General features: G+C 71.3%; 15 protein-coding genes and 1 pseudogene. 10 read left to right on the plus strand and 6 right to left on the minus strand.

Features of this window, described 5'->3' with window-relative positions; genetic code table 11:
- Window positions 1-106: 106 nt before the first annotated feature.
- On the minus strand, window positions 107-1096 hold the full coding sequence (locus IF46_RS0130910; RefSeq protein ID WP_030491942.1) for a mechanosensitive ion channel family protein: 990 nt from the start codon (window positions 1094-1096) through the stop codon (window positions 107-109).
- A gap of 177 nt (window positions 1097-1273) precedes the next feature.
- Between IF46_RS0130910 and IF46_RS0130915 the strand changes: the two genes are divergently transcribed.
- The 5 genes from IF46_RS0130915 (at window position 1274) to IF46_RS35410 (ending at window position 6010) form a co-directional block, all read left to right on the plus strand.
- Entirely contained in the window at window positions 1274-2404 is a 1131-nt protein-coding gene (locus IF46_RS0130915; RefSeq protein WP_030491943.1) for an N-acetylmuramoyl-L-alanine amidase, read from the plus strand.
- 131 nt (window positions 2405-2535) lie between these two features.
- A complete protein-coding gene (locus IF46_RS0130920) occupies window positions 2536-2949 on the plus strand; it encodes a VOC family protein (RefSeq protein ID WP_030491944.1) in 414 nt (137 codons plus the stop codon).
- A 60-nt stretch (window positions 2950-3009) separates the two neighbouring features.
- Entirely contained in the window at window positions 3010-4584 is a 1575-nt protein-coding gene (locus IF46_RS0130925; protein ID WP_030491945.1) for an FMN-binding glutamate synthase family protein, read from the plus strand.
- A 323-nt stretch (window positions 4585-4907) separates the two neighbouring features.
- Window positions 4908-5432, plus strand: a complete 525-nt coding sequence (locus IF46_RS0130930) for a GNAT family N-acetyltransferase (RefSeq protein WP_030491946.1) — start codon at window positions 4908-4910, stop codon at window positions 5430-5432.
- Window positions 5429-6010, plus strand: a complete 582-nt coding sequence (locus IF46_RS35410) for a GNAT family N-acetyltransferase (protein WP_030491947.1) — start codon at window positions 5429-5431, stop codon at window positions 6008-6010. Before IF46_RS0130930 ends, IF46_RS35410 begins: the two co-directional genes overlap by 4 nt.
- Here the strand turns inward: IF46_RS35410 and IF46_RS35415 are convergent.
- Complete coding sequence (locus IF46_RS35415; protein ID WP_030491948.1) at window positions 5905-6879, minus strand: helix-turn-helix transcriptional regulator; 975 nt, start codon at window positions 6877-6879, stop codon at window positions 5905-5907. The two genes, IF46_RS35410 and IF46_RS35415, sit on opposite strands and share 106 nt — an antisense overlap.
- A 61-nt stretch (window positions 6880-6940) precedes the next feature.
- Between IF46_RS35415 and IF46_RS0130945 the strand changes: the two genes are divergently transcribed.
- From IF46_RS0130945 to IF46_RS0130955, 3 genes and pseudogenes are all read left to right on the plus strand, one after another.
- A complete protein-coding gene (locus IF46_RS0130945) occupies window positions 6941-7411 on the plus strand; it encodes a VOC family protein (protein WP_051724283.1) in 471 nt (156 codons plus the stop codon).
- A gap of 57 nt (window positions 7412-7468) precedes the next feature.
- Window positions 7469-8656: pseudogene (gene dinB / locus IF46_RS32980) on the plus strand (DNA polymerase IV).
- Window positions 8657-8779: 123 nt separating this feature from the next.
- Entirely contained in the window at window positions 8780-9139 is a 360-nt protein-coding gene (locus IF46_RS0130955) for a hypothetical protein (protein WP_030491950.1), read from the plus strand.
- Between the two features lie 93 nt (window positions 9140-9232).
- On the opposite strand, the gene htpG is transcribed toward IF46_RS0130955, so the two are convergent.
- On the minus strand, window positions 9233-11161 hold the full coding sequence (gene htpG, locus IF46_RS0130960; RefSeq protein WP_030491951.1) for a molecular chaperone HtpG: 1929 nt from the start codon (window positions 11159-11161) through the stop codon (window positions 9233-9235).
- A gap of 150 nt (window positions 11162-11311) precedes the next feature.
- On the opposite strand from htpG, the gene IF46_RS0130965 reads away from it, so the two are divergent.
- Window positions 11312-12010 (plus strand): SDR family oxidoreductase, encoded by a 699-nt coding sequence (locus tag IF46_RS0130965; RefSeq protein ID WP_030491952.1) that lies wholly within the window; start codon window positions 11312-11314, stop codon window positions 12008-12010.
- Window positions 12011-12081: 71 nt separating this feature from the next.
- Here IF46_RS0130965 and IF46_RS0130970 read toward each other — a convergent pair whose 3' ends face one another.
- Window positions 12082-12588, minus strand: a complete 507-nt coding sequence (locus tag IF46_RS0130970; RefSeq protein WP_030491953.1) for a hypothetical protein — start codon at window positions 12586-12588, stop codon at window positions 12082-12084.
- A 270-nt stretch (window positions 12589-12858) separates the two neighbouring features.
- Here IF46_RS0130970 and IF46_RS0130975 point away from each other — a divergent pair, with 270 nt between their 5' ends.
- Complete coding sequence (locus IF46_RS0130975) at window positions 12859-15690, plus strand: ATP-binding protein (protein WP_030491954.1); 2832 nt, start codon at window positions 12859-12861, stop codon at window positions 15688-15690.
- A 15-nt stretch (window positions 15691-15705) separates the two neighbouring features.
- On the opposite strand, the gene IF46_RS0130980 is transcribed toward IF46_RS0130975, so the two are convergent.
- Window positions 15706-16452: a hypothetical protein gene (locus tag IF46_RS0130980; RefSeq protein ID WP_030491955.1), complete on the minus strand. Its 747-nt coding sequence runs from the start codon at window positions 16450-16452 to the stop codon at window positions 15706-15708.
- Entirely contained in the window at window positions 16449-16949 is a 501-nt protein-coding gene (locus IF46_RS0130985) for a SigE family RNA polymerase sigma factor (protein WP_030491956.1), read from the minus strand. The genes IF46_RS0130980 and IF46_RS0130985 overlap by 4 nt, the downstream gene beginning before the upstream one ends.
- Window positions 16950-17070 lie beyond the last annotated feature (121 nt).

Consider the following 17070-nt stretch of genomic DNA (forward strand, 5'->3'; position numbering starts at 1 on the left):
CCGCACAGCTGCGGCCAGCGTTTTCGGCGTGCCGAGCAGTGCCGGGCGGGTGACGCGAAGCGGGGCGGGATCTGATCGACCCCGCCCCGCCGTACCGCTAGGTGGGTCAGCGCCGGTCGACCGGCGGAATGACCGTGGTGGCCTCGTCGTCGCTGGCGCGCTGCCCGGGCACCGCACGGTCCGTGCCGCCCCCGACCACCTGGGTCGCGTCGGAGTCGACCGGGAAGCGTACGACCTGGGTAGCGTCCGTGTCGGACGGGCGGGTCACCACCTGGGTCGCCTCCGCGTCGGACGGCCGGGTTACCACCTGGGTCGCCTCCGCGTCGCTGGTCGGGGTCGACGCGCGGGCCAGCTCGGCCTCGGTCGACGCGCGGGCCAGCTCGGCCTCGGCATCGCGGCGACCGGCCCGGTACGCCTGGGCGTGCTCGGCGATCAGCTGCGACTCCTGCTCGGCGCGGGTCAGCCACGACTCCCAACGGCTCTGCATCGGGCGGATCAGGCCACCGCCGACACCGACGACGAGGATGCCGCCGATCGTGGCAAGCACGGCGATCAGCACGGGAGTGGTGACCGCGGTGGCCACGCCGATCTGGTTCAGCGCGGCGATGACACCGAGGCCGAGGATGAACACCGAGGCGATGGTGGCCAGCACCCGGCCGTACGACAGGCCGCCGAGCGCGCCGTTGATGATGTCCTTGACCGCGTTGGCGATGGCGGCGGCCACCACGACGATGACGATCGCGACGAAGGCACGGGGCAGCCACGAGATCACCGCGCCGAGCAGGTCGGAGATCGGGTTCGGCCCCCAGATGCCGAAGGCGAGCTGGAGGGTGAACAACAGCAGCCCGTAGTAGACGAGCTTCGCCACGATGTCGCTGGCGTCGTACCGGGAGCGACTCAACGCACGGCGGATGCCGCCGCGTTCGACGGCGCGGTCGAAGCCCACCCGTTCGAGGACCTTCTCCACGACCTTCAGTGCAGCCTTGGCGATCAGCCATCCGACCACCAGGATCGCCAGGAAGGCGACGGCCTTGGGCAGGAAGAGCATCACCGAGCGGAGAGCGTCGCCCACCGCGTCGCTGACATTGTCACTCATCTGGTCATTCCTTAAGGGCAGCCGGGACGGTCAGCCCCGACCTACCCCCACCCGCTCGCCGGGAAACACGCAGCGGGGTCTAGCGCGCGGGCGAGTCTTGGCAATATTCTCCGGAACACGTGCGGCCACTGGCGCTACTTTTCACCCCCCCATCCTCGGCCGCAGGAGGAGATGTTCATGCACGTCGATCATTCCGAAGTGGATCGCCGGACGCTGCTGCGGGCCGGCCTCGGCGCCGCCACGGTCGCCGTCGTCGGGAGCGAACTCGCCTTCCCGCGCGCGGCGCAGGCCGCCCCGGGCACCGACCTGGACTGGATCATCAGCTGTGACGAGTGGGCCGCCCGCCCACCGAAGGACCCGCTGTCGGTCAGCGCCATCGCCACCAACAAGATCATCGTGCACCACATGGCGTTCCCGAACGTCACCGACTACTCCCGCGAGCAGGCGGTCAAGCTGGCCCACGACTGCCAGGACCTGCACATCGACGGCAACGGCTGGTCGGACACCGGCCAGCACTTCACGGTGAGCCGTGGCGGCTACGTGCTGGAGGGCCGCCGGGGCAGCCTGGAACGACTCGAAGCCGGCGACCGACAGATGACCGCGGCGCACTGCCCGGGCGAGAACGGTCGGGCCATCGGCATCGAGAACGAGGGCACCTACGTCACCGAGACGCCGCCGAAGGCGCTGACCGACTCGCTGGTCAAGCTCTGCGTCGCGATCTGCCGACAGTACGGGCTGCACGCGTACGACATCTTCGGTCACTGGGACTTCCGCGAAACCGACTGCCCGGGCGCCGCCTTCTACCGGCAGTTCCCCGAGCTGCGGCGACGGGTGCACGCCGCCCTCGGCACCAAGCTCGGTGACGTGCCGGCACGCCGCTGGCCGGACCTGTGGCGCTTCGTCAACTCCCCCTCCGTCCGGGTGGTGCAGCACCTGCTCGTCCACCGTGGCTATGCGGTGACCGTCAGCGGCACGTTCGACGCCGCGACCGTGGCGGCCGTGCAGGACTGGCAGGCCCGCAACGGCATTCCGGTGGACGTGGACGCCACGCTCACCACGCCAACCTGGGAGACGCTGGCGCCGGAGCTGGACCAGCACGCCGCCGGAGCGCCGGTCACGGCGGTGCAGGAAATCCTCGCCAGGAAGGGGTACGCGGTCACCGTCACCGGGGCGTACGACCACGCCACCCGCACGGCGGTGCAGGACCTTCAGGCGCTGCACGGCCTGCCCCGCAACGGCAAGCTCAGCACCAGCACGTGGTGCACGATCGTCGGCGGGTCGGTCCGCGAGTCGTTCCGGCACCGCTGAGCCACCGGGTGCGGTGCGGGTCCAACCCGCACCGCACCGGGCCTGCCACCAGCGCGAACGCGGGCGCGCCTCGTTGTCCGCCCTCCGCCGGTCTGCGACGATGGCCGCTGACCAGGACCAAGGAGGGCGCTGTGCAGTCGCGACTCAACCCGTACCTGAATTTCCCCGGCACTGCCCGTCAGGCGTTGGAGTTCTACCACCAGGTGTTCGGTGGCGAGCTGATGGTGAACACTTTCGGCGAATTCGGTAACCCGGACCCGGAGCTGTCCGACCAGATCATGCACGGTCAACTTGAGTCGCCGAACGGCTTCACGCTGATGGCCTCGGATCTCCCACCCGGCATGGCGTACCAACCCGGGACCAACATCACGATCAGCCTCAGCGGCGACAACCACGACGAGTTGACCGGTTACTGGAAGCAGCTCTGCGCGGGCGGCTCGGTGACGGTCCCGTTGGAGATGCAGATGTGGGGCGCGGAGTTCGGCCAGTGCGTCGACCAGTACGGCATCGGCTGGCTGGTCAACATCTCCCAGCCCGGGTCCTGACCAGCGGGTCGGCGCGACCGGCCGGTTTGGCCAACGGTGCGGGCGGAAAGAGTTCTGGGCATGACTTGGGCCCGTCGAGCCGTACCCGCGGTCGCCGCCGCCGTAGCGGCGCTCGCCGCGCGGGATCTGATCCAGCGCGACCACGCGCTGCTGCGCAACTTCCCGGTGCTCGGCCGGGCCCGGTACCTGTTGGAGGCGATCGGGCCGGAGCTTCGGCAGTACATCGTGGCCGGCAACGACGAGGAACGGCCGTTCACCCGCGACCAGCGCCGCTGGGTGTACGCGTCGGCCAAACAGGAGAACAACTACTTCGGTTTCGGCACCGACAACGACATCGAGTTCACCCCCGGGTACCCGATCATCAAGCACCGCACGTTCGGCCGTGCCGTGCCGCCGTCGACACCGACCGCCGGGCACGACGTGCGGTTGCCCTGCGCGAAGGTGCTCGGGGCGGCACGCGGACGGGCCCGAGCGTTCCGACCGGAGTCGGTCGTGAACATCTCCGGGATGAGCTTCGGCTCGCTCTCCGGCAACGCCATCACCGCGCTCAACAAGGGGGCGGCGCTCGCCGGCTGCCTACAGAACACCGGCGAGGGCGGCCTGTCGCCATACCACCGCAACGGCGGTGACCTGGTCTTTCAGCTCGGTACGGCGTACTTCGGCTGCCGCGACGAGCACGGCCGGTTCAGCCTCGGCCGGCTGAAGGACCTGGTCGCCAGCGCGCCGGTGCGGGCGTTGGAGATCAAGCTGAGCCAGGGCGCCAAACCGAGCCTCGGCGGTCTGCTGCCCGGGGCGAAGGTCTCCGCAGAGATCGCCGCCGTGCGGGGCATCCCGGCCGGTCAGGACTGCGTCAGCCCGTCCCGGCACGCCGAATTCTCCGACTGCGACAGCCTGCTCGACTGGGTGGAGTTGCTGGCCGCCGAGACGGGCCTGCCGGTCGGCATCAAGTCGGCGGTCGGTGACCTGGGCTTCTGGCAGGAGCTGGTAACCCTGATGCGGGACACCGGCCGGGGCGTGGACTTCGTGACGATCGACGGCGGCGAGGGCGGCACCGGCGCCGCGCCACTGATCTTCACCGACTCCGTGTCGCTCCCGTTCCAGCAGGGCTTCTCGCGGGTCTACAAGATCTTCGCCGAGCACGACCTGCACGAGCAGGTGGTCTTCGTCGGTGCTGGCAAGCTCGGCCTGCCGGACAATGCCATCGTGGCGTTCGCGCTCGGCTGCGACCTGGTCAACGTCGGCCGGGAGGCGATGCTGTCGATCGGCTGCATCCAGGCGCAGAAGTGCCACACCGACACCTGCCCCACCGGCGTCGCCACCCAGAACGCGTGGCTCGCCCGGGGCCTGGACCCGACGTTGAAGTCGGTCCGGGCGGCCAACTACCTGCGGACGCTGCGCCGCGACCTGACCAAGGTCGCCGAAGCCTGCGGCGTCGAACACCCCGGCCTGATCGGCACGGACGCCGTGGAGATCCTGGACGGCCGCACCGGCTCCACCCCACTGCACGAGGTGTACGGCTATCAGCCCAACTGGGGGCTACCCTCGCCCGCCGACCAGGCGGAGATCATCCGGCTGATGGCCCCGGAGGCGCCCCAGGGCGGCAGCGCCCCGCCGTCAGCGACCGCCGTCGGCTGAGGTCACGGCCGCCCCGGTCGCGGATCGCGGATCGCGGATCGCGGATCGCGGATCGCGGATCGCGGATCGCGGATCGCGGATCGCGGATCGCGGATCGCGGATCGCCACGGTCTCCCCACCATGTCCGCGAAGCGCCGCACGCAGGCCACGACGACCGCGCGCCACGACGCCCATCAGGCACAACGGCCACCAGCCACAGCAGCCGCCAGCCACAGCAGCCGCCAGGCCCGTCGCACGTCGGCCGGCCGGCGCGACCGCCGGCTCATCGGGGCGCCAGCGATAAACACGTGGAGCCGGCGACAGACCACATCTATGGTGGCGCGGTGCTGATCAGACGCGAGACACCCGCCGACATCGACGCCATCCGGGCGGTGCACTCCGCCGCCTTCGCCAAGGCCGACAGCGGTGACGGCGTGCCGGTCGAGGCGACCCTTGTCGACGCGCTGCGCGCCGACGAGGGCTGGCTGCCCGCGTACTCCCTGGTGGCGACCGATTCGGACGGCCAGGTGGTGGGGCACGTGGTGGCCACCCGCGGCCGCATCGGCGGTGCGCCCGTGGCCTTGGGCCTGGGTCCGCTCGGCGTGCTGCCCGGGTGGCAGCGGCGCGGCGTCGGCAGCGCGCTGATGCACGCGGTGCTCGGCGCGGCCGATGCGCTCGACGAGCCGCTGGTGGTGCTGCTCGGGCATCCCGACTACTACCCGCGCTTCGGGTTCCGACCCGCCGTCGAGCTGGGCGTCACCCCGCCGCAGCCGTGGGGACCGCAGTACTTCATGGCCCGGCCGCTTGACGCGTGGCGCGAGTCGATCCGGGGCGAGTTCCGCTACGCCCGCCCCTTCGACGACCTGTGATCCCGCCGCGCATCCGCCGGCGGCGCGCTACCGATCTCGACGGATGTGTCGCGGCGCTCGCGGAGGTTCACCTGGTCGACAGGTACCCGCTGAACTGGCCCGACGACCCGCACCGCTGGCTGCGCGAGCCGCACCCCGCGCGGGCCTGGGTGGCGCTCGACGCAACCGCCGCCATCGTCGGGCACGTCGCGGTGCATCGGATCCCCGATCGGGTGGGCGCCCCACTCGGCCGGCCGGCGGCCGAGGTGGCTCGTCTCTTCGTGACGCCGGCCGCCCGAGGGTTGGCGCTCGGCAGCGCGCTGCTGACCCGGGCCCGGCAGTGGGCGAACAAGCGCGGCACCGACCTGGTGTTGGAGGTGGCCGCCGGTGGTGTCGCGGCGGCTGCCCTCTACGAGCGCACCGGCTGGCGGTGCGTCGGCACCAGCACGGCTGGATGGACCGCCCCGGACGGCAGCGCCGTGTCGCTGCGCCACTACCGGCTGCGCCCTGAAGCCGCACCCGCCATCGCCGCAAGGCGACCGGCAAGTCGGGCGGCGGCCTCGCACAGCTCCGGAGGCTCCAGTATCTCGACCTCGTAGTCGAGGCGGGCGAGGTGCGCGGCGAGCCAGTCCAGACTGTCGCCGCCGACGGCCAGCACACACCACCCGTCGCGGTCCTCCTCGACCCGCCCCACCTGGGGCGGGACCACGTCGCGCACCCGGTCGGCTGGGGCGTGCACCCGTGCCCGGGCGAGATACCGGTATGGCGCCCCGGTCACGGCCCGTTGCACGAAGGCGACCGGGTCCGGGTGCTCGCGCGTCCGGAAGCGCCAGGTCGTGGCCACCGCCGCCCGCATCCGGTCCAGGCGGAACGTACGCCAGTCGTCGCGGTCGACGTCCCAGGCCATCAGGTACCAGCGGCGACCCGTCGTGACCATCCGGATCGGCTCGACCGTCCGTGCATCGTCCCCACCGTCACGCGCGGAATAGCGGAACCGGACCCGCACGGCGTCCCGGCAGGCCCGTGCGAGCGTCATCAGCAGCTCGGCGTCGATCTCGGCGACCGGGCCGAGAAGGGTGTCCGTCGCGCCGTGCACCGCCCGCACCTCGGCGCGGAGCCGCGACGGCATCACCTGGTCGAGCTTCGCGAGTGCCCGTAGCGCCGCCTCGCTGGCCCCGGCGACCGTTCCCCCGGCGGCGAGCCGTAGGGAGACCGCCGTGGCGATCGCCTCCTCGTCGTCGAGGAGCAGCGGCGGTAGCCGGGTGCCCGCGCCGAGTTGGTAGCCGCCCCCGACACCCGGCACCGCGTGCACGGGGTAGCCGAGCGTACGCAGACGTTGCACGTCGCGGCGCACGCAACGGCCGGTGACCCCTAGCTCGGTGGCGAGCTCGGCGGCCGTCCAGGACGGTCGCCGTTGCAGCAGCGCCAGCAGGCGCAGCACCCGCTCGGTCGTCGCCTCGACGGTCACCCGTCGATCGTTGCACGAATAGCGGAACAGCCCTGTCCGCTATTAGCGAGAGGCTGGGATCATGACCGATCAGATCAGCAAGCAGGAATCCACCGGGATCCGCGATGTGCAGATCACCTTCGACTGTGCCGACCCGGCAGGGTTGGCGGCGTTCTGGGCCGAGGTGCTCGGCTACCAGGTGCAGGCCCCGCCCGGGGACTTCGAGACGTGGGACCAGGCGCTGGAGGCGATGGGCGTGCCGCCGGAGAACCGTAACGACGCGTCGGCGGTGGTCGACCCCGAGGGTTCGCGACCACGGTTGTTCTTCCAGCGGGTGCCGGAGCACAAGCAGGTGAAGAATCGCGTCCACCTCGACGTACGTGCGGCCCCGGGTCTGGAGGGTGACGAACGGATGGCGGCCCTGGAGGCGGAGGCCGAACGCCTCGTCCCGCATGGCGCCAAGCGACTCAGTCGGCACGAGCCCGCTCCCCCGCTGGGTGCCGGTCATCTCATCATGGCCGACCCGGAGGGCAACGAGTTCTGCCTCGACTGATCGGGCGTTCGCCCAGCTCACTGCCGTGCCGGCCGGGTGCCATGCGAACATGTGTACGTGTCGCCCGGTGCCAGCATCCTGCACGCCGACCTGGACGCGTTCTACGCGTCGGTCGAGCAGCGCGACGACCCGCGCCTGCGGGGGCGGCCGGTGATCGTCGGTGGCGGCGTGGTGCTCGCGGCCAGTTACGAGGCGAAGGCTCGCGGCGTCCGCAGCGCGATGGGCGGCCAATAGGCGCGGCGGCTGTGCCCGGACGCGATAGTCGTGCCTCCCCGGATGTCGGCGTACACGGCGGCGAGCCGCGCGGTCTTCGAGATCTTCCGGCAGACCACGCCGCTGGTCGAGGGGCTCTCCATCGACGAGGCGTTCCTCGACGTGGGTGGTCTGCGGCGGCTGGTCGGGCCACCGGCCGAGATCGCCGAGCGGCTGCGCCGGGAGGTCCGCGACCGGGTCCACCTGCCGATCACGGTGGGCGTGGCCCGCACGAAGTTCCTGGCCAAGGTGGCCAGCGGGGTGGCCAAACCGGATGGCCTGCTGGTGGTCGCACCCGACGGCGAGTTGGCGTTTCTGCATCCACTGCCGGTGGAACGGCTCTGGGGCGTCGGCCCCGTCACGGCCGCCAAGCTGCGGGAACGCCGAATCCGCACGGTCGGGGAGGTGGCCCGGCTCGGCGAGGCGGCGCTGGTGTCGCTGCTCGGGGCGGGCACCGGCCGGCACCTGCACGCCCTGGCGCACAACCGCGACCCCCGGGCGGTGCAGGTGGGGCGTCGGCGCGCTTCGATGGGGGCGCAGCACGCGCTGAGTCGTACCCCGCATGCTCCGACGGAGCTGGACGCCATCCTCGCCGGCCTGGTCGACCGGGTCAGCCGGCGGATGCGGACGGCTGGGCGGTCCGGCCGCACGGTGGTGTTGCGGCTGCGCTTCGGCGACTACACCCGGGCGACCCGCTCGCACACGGTGGGCAAGGCGACGGCGGACACGACGTCGCTGCTCGCTGCCGCGCGTACGCTGCTGCGCGCCGCGCTGCCCGAGATCGATCGCCGTGGTGTCACCCTGATCGGCGTCTCGGTGGGCAACCTCGATGACAACCCGGTCCAGCCGGAGCTGCCTTTCCAGCCGGACCCCGGGTCCGATCTAGACGCCGCGGTGGACGCGGTCCGCGACCGATTCGGATCGGCGGCACTGACCCGTGCGGTGCTTCTCGGCCGGGAGCCGGGCGTGGAGATGCCGCTGCTGCCGGATTGACCGATCTGCGTGCGGCGTCCGGCGGTCGAGTTGCGACCAGGGCCACATCACAGCAGGTCGGCGGTTTAGCCGGCTGCTGACGGGTGACCCTTGAGGGGTACAGCCTGACGAGGGGGGCCCACCATGTCCGACGACAGCAGCAATCGACCGAGCCGCACCGCCGAGCGCCCGCACGACGTGACCGACCCTCTGCTCTGGCAGCTGGCGATCGACGTGCTGAGCGCGCACGAGCCGGACGACGAGGGTCAGTGCCGCAACCTGCAGTGCGCTGGGCGGTCCTGGCCGTGCGCGGCGCGCACCCGCGCCGAGCAGTCACTGCGCCTGGCCCGCAGCACACCGGCCCCGGTCGAGCTGACCATCGACGACAACGACGAGGTCGGCACGGGTTGGTCCGGGGAGGGTGCCGCACCGGCCCCCCGCTGGGGCTGGAACGCCGGCCCGGTGGCGTCGCACCGAGGGTCGAAGGCCGCCTCCGCGGCGTAACCGGGGCCTGCGTACCGCTCGTCATTCGCGCGAACGCTCGGCCGGGTGACCGGCCGAGCGTTCGCGCGTCGAGGCTCAGAGCGGAGCCGCCAGTTACAAGGTGCGCGCCAGCCGGTCGGCGAGCGTGCGGGTGAAGCGGGCCGGGTCGGTCAGCTCGCCGCCCTCGGCGAGCACCGCCAGCCCGTAGAGCAGCTCGGCGGTCTCGGTCAGGGCGGCGGAGTCGCTGCCCTGCTCGTGGGCCTTGCGCAGCCCGGACACCAGCGGGTGACCGGGGTTGATCTCCAGGATCCGCTTGGTCGGGGGGACCTCGTGCCCCATGGCCCGGTACATCTTCTCCAGGGTCGGGGTGAGGTCCTGGGCGTCGCCGACGACGCAGGCCGGTGAGGTGGTCAGCCGGGACGACAGCCGGACCTCCCGGACACTGTCGGTGAGGGTGGTCCCCAGCCAGTCGAGCAGCCCCGCGAACTCCTGTCGTTGCTGCTCTCGCTCGGCCTCGGCTTGCTGCTTCTCCTCGTCGGTGTCCAGGTCGATCTCACCCTTGGCGATCGAGCGCAGCGGCCGACCGTCGTACGTGCCGACCCGCTCGACCCACACCTCGTCGACCTGGTCGGTGAGCAGCAGCACCTCGTGGCCCTTGGCCCGGAACGCCTCCAGGTGCGGAGAGTTCTCGATGGCGGCCCGGGAGTCGCCGGTGGCGTACCAGATGTCGCTCTGGCCGTCCTTCATCCGCGACACGTAGCCGGCCAGGTCGGTGGGCTCGTCCGGGTCGTTCGTGGAGGCCGCCGACAGGATGTCCAGCAGGGTGTCGCGGTTGTCGGTGTCGTCGATCAGCCCTTCCTTGACCACGGCGCCGAACTCGTTCCAGAAGGTGCGGTAGCGCTCGGCGTGGTTGGCCTTGAGGTCCTTGACCGTGGCGAGGATCTTCTTGACCAGGCGGCGGCGGACGATCTGGATCTGCCGGTCCTGCTGGAGGATCTCCCGGGAGATGTTCAGCGACAGGTCGTGCGCGTCGACGACGCCCTTGACGAAGCGCAGGTAGGTCGGGACCAGCGCCTCGCAGTCGTCCATGATGAAGACGCGCTTGACGTAAAGCTGGACGCCTCGGCGGCCCTGCGGGGAGAACAGGTCCAGTGGGGCGTGGCTGGGCAGGAAGAGCAACGCCTCGTACTCGAAGGTGCCCTCGCCCTTCATGTGCACGACCTCGAGCGGGTCGGCCCAGTCGTGGCTGACGTGCTTGTAGAACTCGTTGTACTCGGCGGCGTCGACCTCGTCGCGGGGCCGCGCCCAGAGCGCCTTCATCGAGTTGAGGGTCTGCACCTCGCGGGTGGCGTCCGCGCCGTCGGCGCCGGGGCGCTCGACGCTCATCCGGATCGGCCAGGCGATGAAGTCGGAGTAACGCTTGACGATCTCGCGGATGGTCCACTCGGCGGTGTAGTCGTGCAGGTTGTCCTCGGTGTCGGCCGGCTTGAGGTGCAGGGTGACAGTGGTGCCCTGCGGCGCCTCGTCCACCGCCTCGATCGAGTAGGTGCCCTCGCCGGCGGACTCCCAGCGGGTGCCGCCGGTCTCGCCGGCCTTGCGGGTCAGCAGGGTGACCCGGTCGGCGACCATGAACGCGGCGTAGAAGCCGACGCCGAACTGGCCGATGAGGTCCTGCTTGGCGTGGGCGTCGGCGGATTCGCGCAGCTGGCGCAGCAGCTCGGCGGTGCCCGACTTGGCGATCGTTCCGATCAGCGCGACGACCTCGTCGCGGGTCATCCCGATGCCGTTGTCCCGCACGGTGAGGGTGCGGGCGTCGCGGTCGACCTCCAGGGAAACGTGCAGGTCGTCGGTGTCGGCGACGAGGTCCTTGTCGACGAGCGTGGCGAGCCGCAGCTTGTCCAGTGCGTCGGACGCGTTCGAGATGAGCTCCCGCAGGAAGACGTCCTTGTTCGAATAGATCGAGTGGACCACCAACTGGAGGAGCTGACGCGCCTCGGCCTGGAACTCCAACGTTTCGGCCTGGTTGCTCACACCGTCTCCCATCTCGGCTCGTGCGAACGTTCGCGGAAAGGATACGAGTCGTCACCGGTCGGGTTGTGGCCGCGTCCGGGTCGTATTCCCGATCCGGCCGGCCCGCCTTCGTGAGATAGCTGACTTTGCTGAACAGAAGTCAGGCCGGATAGCGTGACGGCCATGAAGATCGCTGGAAGCACCGCCCTCGTCACCGGCGCCAACCGTGGCTTCGGCCGACACCTGGCCGCCGAACTCCTCGCCCGGGGCGCCACCGTCTACGCGGGCGCCCGCAACCCCGACAGCGTCGACCTGCCCGGCGTGACGCCGGTGCGCCTCGACATCACCGACCCTGCCTCGGTGGCGGCCGCCGCCACGCTGGCCGGCGACGTGAACCTATTGATCAACAACGCGGGCATCGAGACCGGCACCGACCTGCTCGACGGCGACCTGGACCTCGTCCGACTGGAGCTGGAGACACACTACTTCGGCAACCTGTCGATGATCCGGGCGTTCGCGCCGATCATCGCGAGCAACGGCGGTGGGACGATCCTCAACGTGCTCTCCGCGTTGTCCTGGGTGAACTTCCCCGGCGTCGGGGCGTACGGCGCCGCGAAGTCGGCCGAGTGGGCGATGACCAACGCGCTGCGCGTCCAGCTCGCCGAGCGGGGCGTCCGGGTCGCTGGCCTGCACGTCGGCTACATGGACACCGACATGACCGCCGGAGTCGATGCCCCGAAGTCCGATCCGGCGCTGATCGCCCGAATCGGGGTGGACGGCATCGAGTCCGACGCGTACGAGATCGTCACCGACGAGACCAGCCGCCAGGTGCAGGCCGGGCTGGCCGGCGGTGTCGCCGCGCTCTACCCACAGCTCCCCTGACCCACGACGCCACGGGCCGCCGCCGGGGAGCCCCGGCGGCGGCCCGTTTTCCGGGTACGAAGTCACTCCCCTCAGCAACCACCACAGCTGTAGAAGAGGATGTCCCAGTGACTGCCCTCCCTGGTGTAGAGGTTGCCCGAGGGGGCCCGGTACTGGTAACCGAAGCCGGAGATGTAGCCGACGTAGGTGTAGTGCGCCGAGATGTAGTTCTGGATGCAGGTGCTCAGCGAGATGTCGAGCTTGTAGCCGTTCCAGTGGCTGTAGGTGCCCCCGGCGTGCCCGACCTCGGTGCCGGCGGTGATGGTGACCGCGCAGCCGCTGGCCTGGCGGAAGGTGATGATGCCGCTGATGGTGGCCTGCCGGACGTCGGTGAACGAGGTGCAGGTGGCGACGTTGCGGTCGCTGCAGTTGCCGCTGGAGGTCCAGGAGATGCCGGCGGCACTCAGCTGCGAGGTGGCGCTCGAGTGGCTGATGGCGAACGCCGGAGAGGCGAGACCGAACACGGCGCCGACCGTGGCGACGGTGGACACCACCAGGGTGAGCACGCGGCGGCGCAGGGTGGATCGAGTGAATGACATGGCACTCCCGTTCGCATGAGGGGTGGAATTTTGCGAATCAGGGGCCGGCCTTGCAAAATTTCTACCAGAGATCGACGGGTGTGACTAGACGTCGGGCAGAGGAGGCTGTCACCCTCCCGCACTCAGCATCTGTCGATCGTCCCGACCCACCACCGCGTCGACGGTGGGTACCGGCGTCAGCACAGGTGAGTAGAGGTGTCAGGATGGGTAGGTAACGCGGCAGGGGTCGTTTGGCCCGGAACGGGGGCTTGCGATGGGGCCGGATCGAGCGTGACACGACCCAGCACCGACCTGTTCCTCGGCGGCGGTGACACCGGGCGCCTGATGGCAGAGCTGGACTGGGCCCGCACACCACTCGGCCCGGTCAGCGGATGGCCGCAGAGCCTGCGCGCCGCCGTCCGAATGGTGCTCTCCTCCCGCTACCCCATGCTGCTGCTCTGGGGAGACAGCTTCTCCCAGCTCTACAACGACGCGTACTCCGCGCTGATCGGCGACAAGCACCCCACCGCACTCGGCGACGACGTGCGGGTGACCCTGGCCGAGGGCTGGAACGTGCTCGCCCCGCTGATCCAGCAGGCCATGGCGACCGGAGTGGCCAGCTGGGTCCCCGCGCTGCAACTGCTGCTGGAGCGGGCCGGCTACCGCGAGGAGGCGTACTTCAGCGTCTCGCACGCCCCGGCCCGCGACGACGACGGCCGCACGGTCGGGGTGCTGACCGTGTGCAGCGAGGTCACCCAGCAGGTGGTCGGCGAACGCCGGCTCCGTCTCCTGCGCGACCTGTCCGTTCTCGGCGACGGGCGCACCGTCGACGTGGATGCCACCGGCGCTCGGCTGATCGACGTCATCGACGACCATCCCCTGGATGTCCCGTTCGCCGCCATCTACCTGCGTGACGGCACAGCATTGCGACGCATCGCCTGCACCGGCGGCGACCAGGGGCACGCCGGAGCCTTTCCGGACACCGTCGAGCTGACCGACCCGGGCCCGGTCGCGTACGCCTGGGGGCTGCCGGACGCCGCCGAGGGCCACACGACCCAGGTGACCGGCGTCACCGAACGGCTGCCGCTGCCCGCCGGCCCGTGGAACGACCCGGTCCGCACCGCGCTGGCGTTGCCGCTGCCCTCCCGAGACGAGGATCAGCCCCTCGGCGTCCTGCTCGCCGGGGTCAGCCCCAGCCGAGGGCTCGACGAGGCGCACCGATCCTTCAACCAACTCCTCGCCCAGCAGATCTCCGTGGCGTTGCGCAACGCCGAGGAGTACGAGCAGGAGCGTCGCCGGGTCGAGGCGATGGCGGAACTGGACCGGGTGAAGACCGACTTCTTCGCCAACGTCAGCCACGAGTTCCGTACCCCGTTGACCCTCATCCTGGGCCCGCTGACCGACGCCCTCACCGACGCCACATCCCCGTTGGCACCGGTGCAGCGGGAGCGGGTGGAGACCGGCTGGCGTAACGCCACCCGGCTGTTGACCCTGGTCAACAGCCTGCTCACCTTCTCCAGCCTGGAGGCCGGGCGGGCGCGCAGCGACGCGCGCGTGGTCGACCTGGCCGCGCTCACCGCCGAGCTCGCCGGTGTGTTCCGGGCCGCCGTCGAGCGGGCCGGGCTGACCCTTGAGGTGAGTTGCCCGCCGCTGCCCCGGCCGGTCGCGGTCGACCCGGTCAACTGGGAGCGCATCGTCACGAACCTGCTCTCCAACGCCCTGAAGTACACCTTCATCGGCCGCATCCGGGTCGCCCTCGACGCCGACGACGAGGAGGTGCGCCTCACCGTCGCGGACACCGGCATCGGCATCGCCGAACGGGACCTGCCGAAGCTCTTCGAACGCTTCCACCGGGTGCGGGGCGCCCGCTCGCGCAGTCACGAGGGCACGGGCATCGGCCTGGCCCTGGTGCACGAGTTGGCCCGGCTGGAGGGCGGCGATGTCCGCGTGACCAGCCAGGTCGGCGTCGGCAGCAGGTTCACCGTGACGCTGCCCTGGTCGGCGGCGCACCGCACCGCCGTCACCGGGCCGGCGGTGGACGGCCGGGGCGACGCCGCCCGCGCCGCCGTCGAGGAGGCGATGGGCTGGCTCACCGACCCGGGCGACGCGCTGACCGAGCCCGATCGCCCGTCCGGACCGGCCACGGACGAGCTGGCCGGGGTCCGGATCCTGCTCGCCGACGACAACGCCGACATGCGGGCGTACCTCACCCGGCTTCTCACCGGGCAGGGTTGGCGGGTGCGGGCCGTCACCGACGGCCGGCAGGCCCTCGACGCGATCCACCGCGAGCTTCCGGACCTGGTCCTGACCGACGTGATGATGCCGGTGCTGGACGGTTTCGACCTGGTGCGCCGGCTGCGCGCAGACCCGACGACCCGAGCGCTGCCGGTGCTGGTGCTCTCCGCCCGTGCCGGCGGGGAGGCAAGCGTGGAGGGCCTGAGCCTGGGCGCCGACGACTACCTGGTGAAACCGTTCGCCGCGGCCGAGCTGATCGCCCGGATCCGGGCCAGCATCCGTCGAGCCCGCGACCGTACCCATCCGGCGACCGCCGGCGGCGACGCTCACTCGGCCAGCACCGGCGGCGACACCAACTCGGCCGGCACCGGCGGTGACACGGCGACGGTCGCCACCGCAGGGGTGTCGGCGCGATCCGCCCCGCTCGTCGCCGTCGCGCCGGCCCCGGCCGTCGAGCCCGCCCAGGACGCAGCCGTGGTCGCGCAGGCACCGGCCGACCCGGACGGGCTGGGCGACATCCTGGACGCGCGGTGGACGTACCCGTCCGCACCCACCTCGGCCGCCGCGATGCGTCGGGACGTTCGGGGGGCGCTGAGCGACCTCGACGTCGACCCGGACGTCCTGGAGGATCTCCTGCTCGCCGCGTCCGAGGCGGTGAACAATGCCGTCGAGCACGCGCAGCGGCCCAGTCGTCCGGAGGTGACCCTGCGCGTCCAGGTGGGTGGTGGCCTGATCCGGATCTCGGTGCGGGACTACGGCACCTGGCGGGACCGCCGGCCGGCGATGGACCGGGGACGCGGCGCCCTGCTGATGAACGCCTACGGCGACGTGCGGCTGGTCTCCACCGCCGAGGGGACGACGGTGACCATCGAGCGTTGGCTGGTCTGACCGCCCGTCAGGGCGTCAGAGTCGCCGGCCGCTGCCGTCCCGGGCGATGATGCCGTCCAGTCGCTCCCCCGGCGTGAGCTGGCCCGGGTCGAACCAGAAGATCACTACCTGCTTGTCGCTACTCCATCGGGCCAGCCGGGCATCGACCTGCCGACCGTCCACGGTGCCGATGATCCGCGTGGCGGGGCCGACGAAGTAGCCGAAGGTGGGCGCCGGGGCGGCCGAGGAGCTCTCGTCGTAGCCGATCTCGTGGAACCCGGCGCTGCGGTCGCTGCCCTCGACGGTGTTGACCAGCATGTCCGTGGTCAGCGAACCGTCCGGAGCTTGGCGACCGGCGGCCAGTCCGATGGACACGCCGGGCTCGCCGGGCACGGACACGCCGACGAAGTAGTAGACGCGCCGATCGACGCCGTGCCGCACCCCGCTGTCGACCAACTGGCCCAGGGGCTTCGGTGACAGCACGTCGCCGGCCATCGTCGGCGGCGGAGTGAGGTCCAACGACTCCTCCGCCATCGGCGAGACTCCCACCGCCGGTGGAGCGACGGCGGCTGGCGGTGGACGCCCGGTCGGCCCGGACGCGCCGACCGCCACCACCACGACGACGGTGGCCAGCCCGGCCGCGAGCGTCGCCGCCCCGGCTCCGGCGACGCGCCGGCGGGTACGCAACCGCCGTCCCTCACGCAGCACGGTGTCCAGATCGAGCACGGCGTCGGGGCGTTCGGTCGCCCGCATGGCATGGCGGAGCCGTTCCAGCTCGTTCATCGGCGCGCCTCCTCGTCGGCCGAGCGCGGCGCGGCGCTGCGCAGCTTCTCCAGAGCTCGCGAGCTGGTGCTCTTGACCGTGCCGACGGATACGGAGAGTTCCCGGGCCACCTGCGCCTCCGGCAGGTCGAAGTAGTAGCGCAGGACGACGATGGCCCGCTCCCGAGGGCTGAGCGCACGGAGGATGCTGATCAACCAGCGCCGGGTGGCGACGTCGTCGGCCACGTCGGGACGCCGCTGCTCCGGCACCTCGGCGGTCGGGTACTCCCGCATCGGCCGTCGCCACCCGTCCACCAGATGGTTGACCAGGGTCCGGCGGGCGTAACCGTAGGCGTCGTCGTCGTGGATCCGCGACCACGACGCGTAGGTGCGGACCAGAGCGGTCTGCGCGGCGTCCTCGGCCTGGTGGTGATCGCCGGTCATCAGGAACGCGGCGTGCACAAGTCGGGCAGACGCCGCCCGCGCGAACTCGACGAAACCCGCGTCCCCCCGCGCCACCGCGAACCCTCCCCGTGCCACAGAGCTACAGACGGGCGAGCCCGATGAAAGGTTGAGCCCTACGTCACATCAACTTTTCGCGAAGTAAATCCGTCTTCTCTATTGCGACGCCGCCGAGCGA

This window comes from Micromonospora chokoriensis (genome assembly GCF_000718555.1).
In the GTDB taxonomy this organism is placed as follows: Bacteria; Actinomycetota; Actinomycetes; order Mycobacteriales; family Micromonosporaceae; genus Micromonospora; species Micromonospora chokoriensis_B.

Bases quoted from the DNA above. Each gene is read 5' to 3' on its own strand.
- IF46_RS0130955 (WP_030491950.1), top strand. From the start codon at position 8,780: ATGTCCGACGACAGCAGCAATCGACCGAGCCGCACCGCCGAGCGCCCG.
- IF46_RS0130925 (WP_030491945.1), top strand. From the start codon at position 3,010: ATGACTTGGGCCCGTCGAGCCGTACCCGCGGTCGCCGCCGCCGTAGCG.
- IF46_RS0130980 (WP_030491955.1), bottom strand. From the start codon at position 16,452: ATGAACGAGCTGGAACGGCTCCGCCATGCCATGCGGGCGACCGAACGC.
- IF46_RS0130910 (WP_030491942.1), bottom strand. From the start codon at position 1,096: ATGAGTGACAATGTCAGCGACGCGGTGGGCGACGCTCTCCGCTCGGTG.
- htpG (WP_030491951.1), bottom strand. From the start codon at position 11,161: ATGGGAGACGGTGTGAGCAACCAGGCCGAAACGTTGGAGTTCCAGGCC.
- IF46_RS0130945 (WP_051724283.1), top strand. From the start codon at position 6,941: ATGACCGATCAGATCAGCAAGCAGGAATCCACCGGGATCCGCGATGTG.
- IF46_RS0130970 (WP_030491953.1), bottom strand. From the start codon at position 12,588: ATGTCATTCACTCGATCCACCCTGCGCCGCCGCGTGCTCACCCTGGTG.
- IF46_RS0130965 (WP_030491952.1), top strand. From the start codon at position 11,312: ATGAAGATCGCTGGAAGCACCGCCCTCGTCACCGGCGCCAACCGTGGC.
- IF46_RS0130915 (WP_030491943.1), top strand. From the start codon at position 1,274: ATGCACGTCGATCATTCCGAAGTGGATCGCCGGACGCTGCTGCGGGCC.